Source organism: Microbispora sp. NPDC049633, assembly GCF_040675265.1.
GTDB lineage: Bacteria > Actinomycetota > Actinomycetes > Streptosporangiales > Streptosporangiaceae > Microbispora > Microbispora maris.
The window spans coordinates 1-14,999 of sequence record NZ_JBFAOO010000179.1; the positions used below are offsets into that span (position 1 = coordinate 1).

Annotated in this window: 13 protein-coding genes and 1 pseudogene; 8 read left to right on the forward strand and 6 right to left on the reverse strand. The window is 71.8% G+C overall.

Going from position 1 to position 14,999, the window contains the following annotated elements; genetic code table 11:
• The 4 genes from AB0J39_RS31430 to AB0J39_RS31445 all read left to right on the forward strand — a co-directional run.
• Positions 1-553, forward strand: a 553-nt coding sequence (locus AB0J39_RS31430; protein ID WP_363471398.1) for an RICIN domain-containing protein, incomplete at its 5' end; no start/stop codon positions are given.
• Positions 554-941: 388 nt separating this feature from the next.
• Positions 942-1,871 carry an alpha/beta fold hydrolase gene (locus tag AB0J39_RS31435; protein ID WP_363471400.1) on the forward strand — a complete coding sequence of 310 codons (930 nt, stop codon included), beginning with the start codon at positions 942-944 and terminating at the stop codon, positions 1,869-1,871.
• 33 nt (positions 1,872-1,904) lie between these two features.
• The gene (locus tag AB0J39_RS31440) at positions 1,905-2,363 is read left to right on the forward strand and encodes a transcriptional regulator (RefSeq protein ID WP_363471402.1); all 459 of its coding nucleotides are present in this window, start codon (positions 1,905-1,907) and stop codon (positions 2,361-2,363) included.
• Positions 2,364-2,372: 9 nt separating this feature from the next.
• Positions 2,373-3,185, forward strand: a complete 813-nt coding sequence (locus AB0J39_RS31445; protein WP_363471404.1) for a class I SAM-dependent methyltransferase — start codon at positions 2,373-2,375, stop codon at positions 3,183-3,185.
• A gap of 45 nt (positions 3,186-3,230) precedes the next feature.
• Here AB0J39_RS31445 and AB0J39_RS31450 read toward each other — a convergent pair whose 3' ends face one another.
• The 4 genes from AB0J39_RS31450 to AB0J39_RS31465 all read right to left on the reverse strand — a co-directional run bounded on the left by AB0J39_RS31450 (position 3,231) and on the right by AB0J39_RS31465 (position 8,790).
• Positions 3,231-4,463 carry a PP2C family protein-serine/threonine phosphatase gene (locus AB0J39_RS31450; RefSeq protein WP_363471406.1) on the reverse strand — a complete coding sequence of 411 codons (1,233 nt, stop codon included), beginning with the start codon at positions 4,461-4,463 and terminating at the stop codon, positions 3,231-3,233.
• A gap of 155 nt (positions 4,464-4,618) precedes the next feature.
• Positions 4,619-5,317: a class I SAM-dependent methyltransferase gene (locus tag AB0J39_RS31455; protein ID WP_363471408.1), complete on the reverse strand. Its 699-nt coding sequence runs from the start codon at positions 5,315-5,317 to the stop codon at positions 4,619-4,621.
• 259 nt (positions 5,318-5,576) lie between these two features.
• Positions 5,577-8,072, reverse strand: a complete 2,496-nt coding sequence (locus AB0J39_RS31460) for a PEP/pyruvate-binding domain-containing protein (protein WP_363471410.1) — start codon at positions 8,070-8,072, stop codon at positions 5,577-5,579.
• A 1-nt stretch (position 8,073) separates the two neighbouring features.
• On the reverse strand, positions 8,074-8,790 hold the full coding sequence (locus AB0J39_RS31465; RefSeq protein WP_363471412.1) for a helix-turn-helix domain-containing protein: 717 nt from the start codon (positions 8,788-8,790) through the stop codon (positions 8,074-8,076).
• Between the two features lie 204 nt (positions 8,791-8,994).
• On the opposite strand from AB0J39_RS31465, the gene AB0J39_RS31470 reads away from it, so the two are divergent.
• Positions 8,995-9,195, forward strand: coding sequence for a hypothetical protein (locus AB0J39_RS31470; RefSeq protein WP_363471414.1), 201 nt, complete (start codon positions 8,995-8,997; stop codon positions 9,193-9,195).
• Here the strand turns inward: AB0J39_RS31470 and glpK (AB0J39_RS31475) are convergent, their stop codons facing one another.
• Positions 9,196-10,707, reverse strand: a complete 1,512-nt coding sequence (gene glpK, locus AB0J39_RS31475) for a glycerol kinase GlpK (RefSeq protein ID WP_363471416.1) — start codon at positions 10,705-10,707, stop codon at positions 9,196-9,198.
• Positions 10,708-10,750: 43 nt separating this feature from the next.
• The gene (locus tag AB0J39_RS31480) at positions 10,751-11,530 is read right to left on the reverse strand and encodes an IclR family transcriptional regulator (protein ID WP_363471418.1); all 780 of its coding nucleotides are present in this window, start codon (positions 11,528-11,530) and stop codon (positions 10,751-10,753) included.
• Positions 11,531-11,779: 249 nt separating this feature from the next.
• Between AB0J39_RS31480 and AB0J39_RS31485 the strand changes: the two genes are divergently transcribed.
• The 3 genes and pseudogenes from AB0J39_RS31485 to AB0J39_RS31495 form a co-directional block, all read left to right on the forward strand.
• Positions 11,780-12,604: an MIP/aquaporin family protein gene (locus tag AB0J39_RS31485; protein WP_363471420.1), complete on the forward strand. Its 825-nt coding sequence runs from the start codon at positions 11,780-11,782 to the stop codon at positions 12,602-12,604.
• A gap of 69 nt (positions 12,605-12,673) precedes the next feature.
• Entirely contained in the window at positions 12,674-14,191 is a 1,518-nt protein-coding gene (gene glpK / locus AB0J39_RS31490; RefSeq protein WP_363471422.1) for a glycerol kinase GlpK, read from the forward strand.
• A gap of 130 nt (positions 14,192-14,321) precedes the next feature.
• Positions 14,322-14,999 (forward strand): annotated as a pseudogene (locus tag AB0J39_RS31495) (FAD-dependent oxidoreductase); the annotation flags it as partial.

Genomic DNA, 14,999 nt, shown 5'->3' on the forward strand with positions numbered 1-14,999 from the left:
CACCGTCGAAGGCATCAGCATCTCCGGCGTCGGCCACCAGCTGCCGATGAACGGCCAGATCGCCTACGCCATCTCCTTCCTCGGCCTCGACGGCAGCACACCGTCGTCCCCCAGCCCGTCCCCGGGTAGCCCGTCACCCAGTCCGACCGTGACCCCCACCTCCGGCGGCGGTAGCGGGCCGATCAAGGGGACGGCCTCCGGCCGCTGCCTGGACGTGACCGGCGCGAGCACCGCCGACGGCACCCAGGTGCAGCTGTGGGACTGCAACGGCCAGACCAACCAGACCTGGGCGTCCACCTCCGCCGGTGAGATCCGGGTGTACGGCAACAAGTGCCTGGACGCGGCCGGCACCGGCAACGGCGCGAAGGTGCAGATCTACAGCTGCTGGGGCGGCGACAACCAGAAGTGGCGCGTCAACTCCGACGGCAGCATCCAGGGCGTCCAGTCCGGGCTGTGCCTCGACGCCGTCGGCGCCGGCACCGGCAACGGCACCAAGATCCAGCTGTATTCCTGCCACGGCGGCACCAACCAGAAGTGGGCCTGGACCAGATAGGTCACATCCGGACGCCTCCGGTGCGGCACAGCCCGCACCGGAGGTTCCCTCCGGCAACGCCCCGCCACGGCGGGGCTCAGCCCTTCAGGCCGGGGCGGGCCGCGTCCGGTGCGCCGGGAACACCGGCCCGGTGGTGCGGCTGGAGAGCAGGCGGGGCGGCAAGCGGGCGGTGGCGGTGGCCCGGCGCACGACCGCGCCGCCCTTGGAACCACGCCGACGCGGCGGAGCTGTTCACCGACGGCCGCCGCCCGCTACGGGAACGGCTCCTGTGGCGGCTCTTCTGCGTAACGGCGGCGCGCAACCTCTTCCCTGTGCAGACCCTCAGATTGACATTGCTAGATATTTCAGTCATGTTTGAAATAACTAGCACACAGGCATGGGGGCAAGCATGGAACACGTGACCTTCCGCAGCGTCGGCACCCGCTGCGCGGGTGATCTCTACCTGCCTGAGACGAGCGACCCGGTCCCCGGGCTGGTGCTCGGGCACAGCGGGGTGATGGTCAAAGAGGCGCTGGCGTTCTTCGCGCCGTACTTCGTCAAGGCCGGCTTCGCGGTGCTGGCCATCGACTACCGCACGGTCGGCTCGAGCGAAGGAGAGCCGCGCGGCCTGGACTACCCGGAGCGGCAGGTGGAGGACTTCCGCAGCGCCGTGTCCTACCTGCAGACCCGTCCCGAAGTGCAGCCGGAGCGGATCGGGGTGTGGGGGGTGAGCATCGGCGGATCGGTGGCGGCCCAGGCCGCCGTGCTCGATCGGCGCATCAGGTGCGTCGTCGTGCAGAGCCCCAGCGTGTGGAACGGATGGCGGTACATGGAACGCCTCCTCGGCCGCGCCGGTGTCCACGCCCTGCGCGACCGACTGCAGCAGGACTGGCAGCGGCGCTACGAAGGCGGGCAGAGCGCGCGCGTGCCGCACCTGACGCTGGAGGGCGACAGCGTGAAGGACGCCCCGGACATGTCGACCCGCCTGTTTCCCACCTACCGGAACGAGAAGACCCTCGACTCGGCCGAGCACCTGCTCACCTTCGCGCCGGAGAACCTCATCCACCGGCTTGCCCCGACGCCGCTGCTGATGATCGCCAACGGCGGCTGGGACCCGTACCACATGCTCGAGGAGGCGCAAAGCGCCTTCGCCAAGGCGGGCGAGCCCAAGCGGCTCGCGGTGCTGCCCTATGACGTGCTCGGCCTCTACACCGGCCCGGGCCTGGAGGAGGCGATGGCGCTCGCGATCGACTGGTTCGATCTTCACCTGCGCAGGACCAGGCTCGCGGACATCACCCCGGCACCCACCTACGAGTCGGTGGCCGCCATGACACAGTGAACCGCCACACGATCGACAACGGAGGGCGCGACGATGAGCACTGAGGAACAGCAGGAGGACCGGCTGCTCCGCTGGGTGGAACGGGTGGCAGCCTTCTGCGTCGAGGAGTGGGGGCTGCCGCCCATCACCGGACGCATCCTCGGCTGGCTCATGATCTGTGATCCGGCCGAGCAGTCCGCCGGCCAGATCGCGGAGGTCATCCAGGCCAGCCGGGCCTCGCTCACCTCGAACATGCGCTTCCTCACGGCCATCGGCCTGGTCAAGAAGGTGAGAAGGCCCGGGGATCGCACCTCCTACTACCGCATCGAAGACGACGCCTGGCAGAAGGTCATCCAGCGCAAGCTCGAAAGCCTGAGCGCGTTCGGCGAGATCGCCGACGAGGGGCTCGACATCGCGGGCGGCGATAGGCACCGCACCGAGCGCATCAAGGCCGCCCACGACTCCCTGACGTGGCTGCAGAACCTCGCGGCCCGTCATCCGCTACGCCGTTAAGGAATCCCCATGCACCGCCGGCAACCCGAACTCGGGCTGATCCAGGAAACGCTGCTGCTCACTCTCCACGCCAGAGCCCTGGACGCCGGGCAGCCCAGCCCGATCCTCGGCGATACGCTCTCCGCCGACCTGGCCGGCACCATCGATTACGACTTCGGCAAGCTGAAGGTCAAGCCCAGCCTCGTCCTCACCACGGCACTGCGCGCCAAGAAGCTCGACGGCGTCGTCCGCGCCTACATCGCCGCTCATCCCGGATGCGTGGTGCTCGACCTGGGCTGCGGCCTGGACACCAGGATGTTCCGCTGTGATCCCCCGCCCGGCGTCGACTGGTACGACATCGACTACCCGGAAGTGGTGCACCTGCGGGCCGAATGTCTGCCCGGCCGTTCCCACCTGGTCGGAGCCGACCTCACCAGCTCCGACTGGCTGACAGCCATCCCCGGCGACCGGCCGGCGATGATCGTCGCCGAGGGGCTGCTGCCCTTCATGCCCGGCGACTCCTTCCAGGCGATGACCCGCGCGCTGACCGGCCACTTCCCTTCGGGCGAGCTCGCGCTCAACGGCTACACCCGCTTCGCGGCCTGGGCCATGAAGTACCACCCGACCATCAAGGCACTCGGCATCAAAGCCGCCCAGGGCTTCGACGACCCGCACGAACCAGAGTCCTGGGACGCCGGCCTCGAACTGGTCGAGGAGCAGATCCTCACCCGCGCACCGGAAGTAGCCCGGTTCCCGCAACCCCTGCGCGCGCTGACCCGTCTCACCGCCCGCAGCACGGCCTTGTCCCGGCAAGGGGCACGCGTTCTCCGCTACCGGTTCTGAATCCGTGCGGGCGGCGGTCGCGACAGGCGGCGTTCCAGGGACGGGTCAAGGGCTGAGCTTCTCGTGCGCGTTGCCGTGCCACTCGACGAGCAGCACGGTGGCGTCGTCGTGCAGGCGGTTGTCGTGATACTCCAGCACGGTCCGGATGAGCCGGCGCAGCGTCTCGGGCACCGGCAGCCCGGCGGCGTTCTGCTTGATCATGAACTCGACGAACCGGCCCAGGCCGAACTCGCCGCTGTCGGGGCTGCGCATCTCGGTGATGCCGTCGGTGTAGAGGAGGATCCGGTCGCCGGGCTCCAACTGCTCGCGGCAGAGCATGACGGGCAGGCCGAGGTCGAGCCCCATCGGGTGGGCGGGCGGGCAGTTCAGGGTGGACGTCCAGCGGCCGTGGCGGATCAGCACCGGCGCGTGGTGGCCGCGGTTGACCCAGGTGAACACGCCGGTCTCGAGGTCGAGGTCGCCGATGACCCCGGTCACGAAGCGGTCGCCACGACCGAACTCGTCGATCAGAACCCTCTCGATGGCCTCGCTGTTGCGCACCAGGTCCATGTCCTGCCGGCGGTGGTTGCGGCAGGCGGCCACGGCCAGGTTGGCGGTCAGCCCGGCCGACACGTCGTGGCCCATCGCGTCGAAGACCCCGACGTGTGCGAGTGAGCCGAAGGTGGAGTAGTCGAAAGCGTCGCCGCCGATCTCGTACGCCGGTTCGAGCACGGCGCCGATCGTCACCTCCGGCGTGGCGAACGTCAGCGGTGGCATCAGGTTCCACTGCATCTCCGCCGCCACGTTCATCGGGCGGCTCCGGACCAGGCGCGCGTGACAGTCGCTGAAGGAGCGCTTGCTCACGACGATCAGCGCGATGAGGGACGCCACGTGCCGCATGCGCTCCTCGAGCCCGTCGTCCTCCGACGTGGGGGTCATGTGGAGCACGCCGAGGCGCTCCGTGCCGTCCAGCATGGGCACCCACCACTGGCTCGGTCCGTCTCCCTCGGAGCCGGTCCGGAGCAGGCGCACCTCCTGCAGGGCACGCCCGGCGAGCGTGGTGTCGATCTTCAGCTCCTCCGGCTGGGCGGCGTCCTCGCCATGGCCGCACAACCGGCGCAGCACGCTCTGCTGCAGGTCGGCCACGTAGACGCCGATCTCCTCGAAGCCCGCCTCGCGCTCGTGCCGGCTGATCAGCGAGGGTATGTCCTCGAACGCCACCAGATGGCTGGCCTCCAACATCCCGGTCAGCGCGCGCAGCAACCCCTGGTCCCGGGAATCGGGGACACCCTGCTCCATCTGCCCACCCCCGTGATCCCACACCACTTACCCACGATGCCGCCCAACTGGGGGCGCGGGCCTTGTCGGGAGAACATCTTGGGCAAGGAATTACTTCACGGGCGGCCGGACTCGGCGACTCGGCGTCAGCCGCTCACGAACCGGCGCCCGCTCGGTCAGTCGAAGAAGCGGGCCAGCCATCGCTCTCCGGCGGGCTCCCGGCCGCCCCTAAGCGGAACCAGGTCCGCGAAGACCGTGGACTCGTCGCGCGTGACCAGCAGCGGATACCAGCACCGGCCCGCGTCGTCGGGACGGCACAGGTGCTTGAACGTCTGCACGTCGATAAGCCGGACGTGCGTGGGATCGGCCACCGCGTTGACGTGCCGCCACCAAGGCGCGAGGACGTGCAGCACGCCGCCGGGCCGCAGCACGCGGTGGCACTCGCGCAGCAGGGGCAGATAGTCGGCCAGGTGCTCCAGCACGTGCACCACGAAGACCTGGTCCACCGACTCGTCCGCCAGCGGCACCCCGCGAGCCAGGTCGGCCAGCACGTCGACGGCCGGTCCGGGCCGGAGGTCGACGCCGAGATTGTCACGGTGTTGCTTGGTGTCCCCGCAGCCGAGGTCGACGACCCGGGGCATGACGCCCGCGACCCGCACCCTGTCCCACACCGCCAGCACTCCCGCCAGGCGGCCGAGGCGCTCGCGCAGCATGGCGAGGTCGGCGGCGGCCCGCACATCGCCCTCGACGTGCGCCACCCCGCAGTCGAAGCGGACCCGCACGTCCAGGGCGCGCAGGCGGGGATCGTGCGCCAGCAGGTCCGCCGCCGCATCCTCCAGGTCCCGGTCGACCAGGTCACGCCGCCGCCTGTCCATCCCGCCCACTCCTCGCCGCTCCGGATGACCTGTCGTCTACCCGCGGGAGGCCGGGCCGTACGCATGAGGGCCGGCCGTCACCGCCATCGTCATCATCGGCAATCCACCCGTGAACGTGCTCACGCTGCCGACATGGCCTTCGCGGCGATCGGCCGCGCCGGCCTCGGCCGGATGGAGGTGCTGGGCGGCGTCGGCCCGGCGTCGGCCCGGTCTCGTGAGCGGCGGACGGCCACACCTTTCCGAGGACCCGGGCGAGCCGTCACTCGCCGAGCAGTTCCACCGTGCCGCGGGCGCCGTCGACTCTGATCTTGTCCCCGTCGCGCACCCGAGTGGTGGCGTTTCCGGTGCCCACCACGGCGGGGATGCCCAGTTCGCGGGCGACGATGGAGGCATGCGACAGCGGCGCCCCGACGTCGGTGACCACGGCCGCCGCGCGCGGGAACAGCGGCGTCCAACCCACGTTGGTGAGCGTGGTGACCAGGATCTCGCCGGGCTGGAGCCGATCGCCGTCCTCGGGCCGGGCGATCACCCTGGCGATTCCCTCGACCACGCCGGGCGCGCCGGGGAAGCCGGTCACGGCGTCCTCGGCCGGGGGGACGGCGCCTCGGGCATCGTGGATGTCGGCGCGTCTGCCGGGGTCGGCCGCCCAGCGGACCGGGTCGAACCGGCCCACGATGAGCGTCGGATACGGCGGGAGCGCCGCGTACATCTCGTACGTCGCCCGCCGGACGGGCACCCGTTCCAGCGGGGTGGCGTCGCCGCGGAGCACGGTGAGCAGCTCGTCCAGGTAGAGGTGGAACAGGTCGTCGCCGTGGCCGGTCAGCTCGCCGGCCCGCAGGACGAAGGCCCGCAGCACCCAGAACGCGCGGACGACCTCCGATCGGGTGGCCTCGCGGTCACGCACCACCCCGGCCCAGCGCGCGACCCTGGCCCGCATCCCGGCCTCGCGGCGGGGGTGGCGCCGGGCGAGCCGCGCCCACGCCTCCTCCCTCGCTTCGCGCTGCCGGGCCAGCAGGCCGTCCGCGCCGGCCCGTATGTCCCGCAGCCCCGCGAGCTGGGCGTCGATCCAGGCGGGGTCCTCCCCGGGGCGCGGGACGGACACCTCGAACTCGTGCGGGCCGCGGTGGCCGTAGAGCCGGGCGAAGGTCTCCCTGGTGATCTCGCCCGAGGCCAGCCGGCTCAGCCCCGTGATCAGGCCGAGGCTGGCCAGCTCGCCCTCGCCGGCCGCGCCCGTCAAGATGGCCTCCGCGTCGGCCTCGCCCACCGTCTTGCGCAGCCTGTCGCGGGTGAGGACGAGCGAGCTGCCGTCCTGCCGGCCCGCGGCCTCGAGCATGCGGCAGGCCGTGACGAAATGCGGCTCGACGGACCGCGACCACAGGTCGGCCAGTTCCGGCGCCGACGAGGTGGACCGGATCGCGGCGCGCAGCTCCTCGCACCGCTCCCGGGAGGTGGACAGGAAGGCCCGCATGCCTTTGAGGTTCGCCCTGACCCTGCGCCGGATGCGTACGGCCATGGGCAGCACCGTTGTGATGATCCGCCGCCGGGACATCCCGAGCGGCGGCACGTCCAGGCCCGGCGGCAGCCTGCCGAAGACCTGCTCGATCGCGCCGAGCTTGCTCCCCATGCCCAGCGCCCGGGCGACGGAGACGGCGATGCTCAGGTTCATGTAGAAGCGGCCGCCGATGTTGCCGATCAGGTCGAAGCCGGGCAGCGCGGAGGCCGACATGGCCTCGTTGATGAACAGGCGGACGAACGACCAGGTGATGGGCGTCATGACGTCGGGGATGGCCTCACCGAGGTTGCCGGACGTCCACAGGTAGTCGCCCTTGAGACTGTCGTTCCACTCCTCCACCCGCGGCCCGGAGGCGGTGATCGGCCGGGCTTGGACGACGGCGAACGCACCGGCGTGCCGGACCCACTCCACGTCCATCGGCGTGCCGTAGAGCGCCTGGACGCGCGCGCCCAGATCGGCGAGCGCGAGGGCCTGCGTCCCGGTGAGCACGGGGATCCGGCGCATGTCCTCGGGCACCGGCTCCTCGCGGGTGCCGCCGGGCACGCGGACGGTCATGACCGTCTTGTCCCCGGCCCGCTCCTCGACGACCGCGCCGCCCGCGACGACGACGACGTCGGGGGTGACCTGGCCGCCGACCACGGCCTCGCCCAGGCCCCACGACGCGTTGATCACCGTCGCGCCGCGGGCGCCGGTGACGGGATCGGCCGTGAACATGACGCCCGCCGCGTCGGCGTCCACCAGTTCCTGGACCACGACGGCCAGGGCGACGTCGTCGTGCGGCACGCCGTTCCTGTCCCGGTAGGCGATCGCGCGGGCGTTCCAAAGGGAGGCCCAGCAGCGCGTCACCGCGTCGAGCAGCCCGTCGGCGGTGACGTTGAGGAAGGTGTCCTGCTGCCCGGCGAACGACATGCCGGGAAGGTCCTCCGCGGTGGCGGACGACCGCACGGCCACCGCGACGTCGCCGCCCAGCGCCGCGTGGGCGGCGCGGATCTCCGCGGCGATCGGCTCGGGCACCTGGCGCCCGGCGAACAGGGTCGCGATCCGCTCGGCGTCGCCCGACGCGGCGGCGGACAGCGTCTCCTCACGGATGTCCGCCACGAAGGCCCGATAGGCCTCGGTGGTGATGTGGAAGCCGCCGGGCACGGGCAGCCCCGCCCTGGCGAGCGTGGCCAGAGACGCGCCCTTGCCGCCCACGGTGGCGAGGTCGGCGGCGGGATCGTCCAGCGGGATGACAGCCCTCATGTCACACGCTCCTCGAAAGGCTAAGGGAGTCCGCCAGCTTCCGCCGGGCGACGTCCTCGATCGTGTCGAGATAGCCGAGGGTGGCCCGTCCGACGGCACGCGCCGCGTCCTCGGGCAACGCGCGTCCGGTACCGGTGGCGCGCTCGATCATGTCGGCGAGCAGCTCGGCGAGCCGCTCCTCGGGCGGGGGCCCTCCGGGGAGGAGCCACGGCACGGTGAGGAACCCGTACATGATCGAGCCGATCACCAGGACGTGGTCGCCCGACAGGTCTCTGGCCGCGCCCGCCGCGGTCAGCGCGGCATAGTAGGCGTCGAACGCCTCGCCCATGTTCATCGCGCCGGGGCCCTGCCGCTTCTGCCTGACGAGCTTGCCGAGCACCTCCGAATCGCCGACCAGCGCCGCCTTGAGCAGCGGCCGGCGCAGCAGGCCGGCGGCGATCCCGGCGAACAGCTCGCGCGGGGTGGCGGGGCGGCTCCGGCGCACCTCTTCGAGCATGTGCACCCGCTCCCTGCGCAGCAGTGCGGCGAAGAGGGCGTCGCGCGTCCTCCAGTGCAGGTAGATCGTGCCCTTCGCGACCCCGGCCTGCCTGGCGACATCGTCGATCGTCGTCTTGTCGTAGCCCCAGCGGCCGATCAGCTCGGCGGCGGCGTCGAGGATGCGGTGCGCCCGCTCCATCTGGCGTGCCGGATCCTGTGGCGGCCGTCCTGCTCTGGTCATGTGCCCTTCCCCGATTGTTTGACCGGATCACACTATTTGGTCACTGAATCGAGCACAAGAGCCCCGGGGCGGCGCGTACGCGTGAGGGGCCCCTGCGAGGATGAATTAAGGCCGTACGACGGGGGCAGGTGAGCGGTCATGCGCGATCCGCAGGCCGGGGGGACCGGCGGACAGCGGACAGGACACGTGGGAGGAGACGCGGACGTGGTGGCGGACAGATCCGGAGCGTACGACGCGAGGGGCACCTCGCCCGAGCCGCTGACGCCCGAGCCCGACGACGGGGGGCTGGAGGAGATGATCGGCGGTGCGGCCGACATCGAGACGCCGGCCGCCGAGACGCCGCCGGCGACCGGCGAGGAGTCGGCGATGCCCGAGCCCGAGCCCGACATCGGCCCCACGTCGTGATCAGCCGGCGGAGGGCTTGATCCAGCCGAGGGCGCGCTCCACCGCCCGCCGCCAGTTGTCGTACTCGTTCTCGCGCCGTCCGGGGTCCATCGCCGGCGTCCACTGGGCGGCGCGGTGCCAGTTGCGCCGCAGGCCCTCCAGGTCGGGCCAGTAGCCGACGGCGAGCCCGGCGGCGTACGCGGCGCCGAGGGAGACGGTCTCCGCGACCATGGGCCGGACCACCGGCACGTCCAGCACGTCGGCGATGAACTGCATGAGCAGGTTGTCCGACGTCATGCCGCCGTCGACCTTGAGGGTGGTGAGCGCGATGCCCGCGTCGGCGTTCATCGCGTCCACCACCTCGCGGGTCTGCCAGCCCGTGGCCTCCAGCACGGCGCGGGCGAGGTGGCCCTTGGTGATGTACGAGGTGAGCCCGACGATGACGCCGCGGGCCTCGCTGCGCCAGTGGGGCGCGAACAGCCCGGAGAACGCCGGGACGATGTAGCAGCCGCCGTTGTCGTCGACCGTGCGGGCCAGGGTCTCGATCTCCGGGGCGGTCCCGATGAGCCCGAGCCCGTCCCTGAACCACTGCACGAGGGCGCCGGTGACCGCGATGGAGCCCTCCAGGGCGTACACGGCGGGCTGGTGGCCGATCCGGTAGCCGACCGTGGTGAGCAGGCCGTGGGTGGAGACGACCGGCTCGGTTCCGGTGTTGAGCAGCAGGAACGCGCCCGTGCCGTAGGTGCACTTGGCCTCGCCGCGGTGGAAGCAGGTCTGCCCGAACAGCGCGGCCTGCTGGTCGCCGAGCGCGGCCGAGATCCGCACGCCGGGCAGCACCCGCCGGGCCACGCCGTAGATCTCGCTGGACGGGCGGATCCGCGGCAGCATCGCCCGGGGGATGCCGAAGAAATCGAGCAGGACCGGGTCCCAGTCGAGGTCGCGCAGGTTCATCAGCAGCGTGCGGCTGGCGTTGGTGACGTCGGTGACGTGGACGCCGCCGTCCGGGCCGCCGGTGAGGTTCCAGATGAGCCAGCTCTCCATCGTGCCGAACAGGACCTCGCCGCGTTCCGCGCGCTCGCGCAGCCCGTCGGTGTGGTCCAGCAGCCAGCGGACCGTGGGGGCGGAGAAGTACGTGGCCAGGGGCAGGCCGCAGCGCTCGCGCACCACATGTGCGTCGAGGCGGCGGGACAGCTCGTCGACCAGGGCGCCGGTCCGGGTGTCCTGCCAGACGACCGCGGGGGTGACGGGCGCGCCGGTGCGCCGGTCCCACAGCACCGTCGTCTCCCGCTGGTTGGCGATGCCGACGGCGGCGACCTCGCCGGGCCCGATGCCCGCCTGGGCGAGCGCCTCCGGACCGATCCGCTCCAGGTTGCGCCAGATCTCGACGGGGTCGTGCTCCACCCAGCCGGGGCGGGGGAAGCGCTGCTTGTGCTCCCGCTGCGTCACCGAGACCAGCCGGCCGCGCTGGTCGAAGAGGATGCACCGGGTCGAGGTGGTGCCCTGGTCGATGGACATGACATATCGCTGGGTCACGGCGGCCTGCCTAAGGGGGCGGATGCGTGTGGGGTGGGGAGGGTCACCAGCGGGAGGCGCCGAGGTCGCGGGAGACGGCCCGCGCCGCGTCGCGCACATAGCCCACCAGTTCGGGACGGGGACGCCCGCCGGAGTCGCAGATCCGCTCGGTGGCGCCGGAGATGCCCATCGCGCCCACCACGAGTCCTCCGTACCCCCGGATCGGGGCCGCCACCCCGGCCTCGCCCATGCCTGTCTCGTCGGCGTCGGACGCCCAGCCGTGCTCGCGCACGGCCGCGAGCACGCGGGACATCTCCCTCTGCGTACGCACGGTGCGGCGGGTGAACTGCTCCAGTTCCCCGCCCCGCACCGCGTCCTGGATGGCGGCGGCCGCGTTGGCGTCGTAGGCGAGCAGCGCCTTGCCGATCGCCGTGGCGTGCATGGGCAGCAGCATGCCGACGTCGAGCGTCTGCAGGCTGTCGTCGGGCCGGAAGACGTGGTGGACCACCAGGACCTTGCCCTGGAGGTGGGTGCCGATCCGCACCGCCTCGCCGCTGCGCGCGGCCAGGGCGTCGGCCCAGTTGATCGCCCGCGAGCGGAGCTCGTTCACGTCGAGGTAGCTGGTGCCCAGATGCAGCAGCGCGGCGCCGAGCTGGTACTTGCCGGTCGCCTCGTCCTGTTCGACGAAGCCGACGAGCTGGAGGGTGCGCAGGATGCCGTGCGCCGTGCCGCGGGCCAGCCCCAGGGAGTTCGCGATCTCGGTGAGGCCGAGCCGCCCCGATCCCTGGGCGAGCAGCCGCAGGATCGCGGCGGCGCGCTCGATGGACTGGACCGGACCTGGCACGCCCCGGATCCTAGCCGCGTCGGCAGGCGTTCGACACTGTCGACATCCCGCCGGACGGGCCTGCGCGAGCTGCGATTTTTCGCGTCATGCCGGGGGAGCGTAGTACGGCGGCACGAATGTGACCAGTGTTCGACAATGCCGACGATCTTTCATTGACGCTCCCTTGGGGGCCGTTTAGCGTCCGGACGACCGGCGGTGTTCACAGCGAGCACTTCGGAGAAGTGACGGGCGTGGTCAAGGAGGAGACAGATGGCGGAAGGGCGAAGTGGCCCGCGGCTCCTGGGCGAGCTGGCGGCCGAGTTCGCGGGCACGGCGATCCTCATCCTGTTCGGCGTCGGCGTCGTGGCGCAGGTCGTGGCCGGCGGCATCGGCGACCACGACAGCATCGCCTGGGCGTGGGGCCTGGGCGTGACCCTCGGCGTCTACACGGCCGCCCGGATCAGCGGCGCCCACCTCAACCCGGCCGTCACGGTCGCCCTCGCCGTCTTCAAGGGCTTCTCCTGGCGCAAGGTCCTGCCGTACGCGCTGGCGCAGACCGCGGGCGCCTTCGTGGCGGCGCTGCTCGTCCGGTGGAATTACGCCGAGGTCCTGGCCAAGGTGGACCCCGGGCACACGATCAAGACGCAGGGGGTCTTCTCCACCCTCCCCGGCAACGGCACGCTGCCGGTCACCCAGTGGGGGGCGCTGCGCGACCAGATCATCGGCACGGCGATCCTGCTGTTCCTGATCCTCGCGATCTCCGACGAGCGCAACTCGGCGCCGCTCGCCAACCTCGCGCCGGTCATCGTCGGCCTGCTCGTGGTCGCGATCGGCATGGCGTGGGGGACCGACGCCGGCTACGCCATCAACCCCGCGCGCGACTTCGGCCCGCGCCTCGCCTCGTTCTTCACGGGGTACGGCTCGGCGTTCCGCGACCAGTACGGTGGGCTCTACTTCTGGGTGCCGATCATCGGCCCGCTGGTCGGCGGCGTCGTCGGCGCCGGGCTCTACCAGCTCCTGGTCGCCCGTTTCCTGCCGCGTACGGACGCGCCCGAGCCCGGCCGTACGCCGGAGCCCGCCGCGCAGGCGAGCTGATCACCCCCAGGCCGAGGCCGGCAACGCCCGGCTCACCCGAGCTCATACGAGACGAGAGGCGTAACGAGAATGGCAGACTACGTCGGCGCGGTCGACCAGGGGACGACCAGCACCCGCTTCATGATCTTCGACCACGGCGGCAACGAGGTCGCCCGGCACCAGCTGGAACACCAGCAGATCCTGCCGCAGGCGGGCTGGGTCGAGCACAACCCGACCGAGATCTGGGAGCGCACCCGGGCGGTCGTCGAGACCGCGATGCGGACCGCGGGCCTGCAGGCCTCCGACCTCGCGGCGCTCGGCATCACCAACCAGCGCGAGACCGCGGTCGTCTGGGACCGGCGCACCGGCCGGCCCTACTACAACGCCATCGTGTGGCAGGACACCCGCACCGACCGCATCGCCTCCGCCCTGGAACGGGAGGGCAAGGGCGAGGTGATCCGGCGCAAGGCCGGCCTGCCGCCCGCCACCTACTTCTCCGGCGGCAAGATCCAGTGGATCCTGGAGAACGTCCCCGGCGTCCGCGAGGCCGCCGAGCGCGGTGACGCGATCTTCGGCAACACCGACACCTGGCTGCTGTGGCACCTGACGGGCGGCGTCGACGGCGGCGTCCACGTCACCGACCCCACCAACGCCAGCCGCACGATGCTGATGAACCTGGAGACGCTCGACTGGGACGACGAGCTGCTGTCGTTCTTCGGCGTCCCCCGCCAGATGCTCCCCGAGATCCGGCCCTCCTCCAACCCCGACCTGTACGGCGTGACGCGCGCGAGCGGCCCGCTCGGCGGGGAGGTGCCGCTGTCGGGCGACCTCGGCGACCAGCAGGCCGCCACCGTCGGCCAGGTGTGCTTCGAGCCCGGCACGGCCAAGAACACCTACGGCACCGGCAACTTCCTGCTGCTCAACACCGGCACCGAGCTCGTGCGCTCCCGGCACGGACTGCTCACCACGGTCTGCTACCAGTTCGGCTCGGTCAAGCCCGTGTACGCCCTGGAGGGGTCGATCGCGGTCACCGGCTCGGCCGTGCAGTGGCTGCGCGACCAGCTCGGCATCATCTCCGGGGCGTCGCAGAGCGAGGCGCTCGCCCGGCAGGTCGAGGACAACGGCGGCGTCTACTTCGTGCCCGCCTTCTCCGGCCTGTTCGCGCCCTACTGGCGCTCCGACGCCCGGGGGGCCATCGTCGGCCTGTCCCGCTACAACACCAACGCCCACCTGGCCCGCGCCACGCTCGAGTCGATCTGCTACCAGACCAAGGACGTGGTCGGCGCGATGGAGCAGGACTCCGGCGTCGTCCTCGACGTGCTGCGGGTGGACGGCGGCGTGACGGCCAACGAGCTGTGCATGCAGCTCCAGGCCGACATCCTCGGCGTCCCGGTGTCGCGCCCGGTGGTCGCCGAGACCACCGCGCTCGGCGCCGCGTACGCCGCCGGGCTCGCCGTCGGCTTCTGGAAGTCCACCGACGACCTCAAGCGGAACTGGCACGAGGACCGCCGCTGGGAGCCCACCTGGAGCGACGAGCGGCGCGAGCGCGGTTACGCCGGATGGCGCAAGGCCGTCCAGCGGACGCTCGACTGGGTCGACGTCGACTGACCCGCCTGGACAACGAGGGAGTCAACACCGATATGTCTGTACCCATTGGTCCCCGCGCTCGGGAGGCGGCGCTGCGGAGGCTGGCCGAGGACGAGTTCGACGTCCTGGTCGTCGGCGCTCAGCCACAGCCGCGGTGGTGCGCGACCTGGAGGGGGCGTGGAGCTGCGGGTCAGGGCCCGCCAGGTGATCAACGCCACCGGCGTGTGGACCGACGAGATCCAGCGGCTCGCGGGGGCGTCGCCGGGCTCGCGGGGGTCGGTGACCGTCCAGGCGTCCAAGGGCGTGCACCTCGTCGTGCCCAGGGAGAAGATCCGGCTCGACACCGGGCTGATCCTGCGCACCGAGAAGAGCGCGCTGTTCGTCATCCCCTGGGGTCCGCACTGGATCGTCGGCACCACCGACACCCCCTGGGACCTCGACAAGGTCGAGCCGGCCCCCACCCGGGTCCACATCGGCTACATCCTGGAGCACGTCAACGCCGTGCTGCGGACGCCGCTCACCCCCGGCGACATCGAGGGCGTCTACGCGGGCCTGCGCCCGCTGCTCGGCGGATCGGGGTCGGAAACCGTCAAGCTCTCCCGGGAGCACGCGGTCATCCGGCCCGAGCCCGGCCTGGTCATCGTCGCGCGGCAAGTACACCACCTATCGCGTGATGGCCGAGGATGCCGTCGACGTCGCCGTGGCCGGGCTCGGGCAGAACGTGCCCGGGTCGGTCACCGAGCGCGTCCCCGTCCTCGGGGCCGCCGGATTCGAGGCGCTGCGCAACAACCGCCGCCGCCTCGCGGGGCGCGCCGGGCTGCCCGTCGCG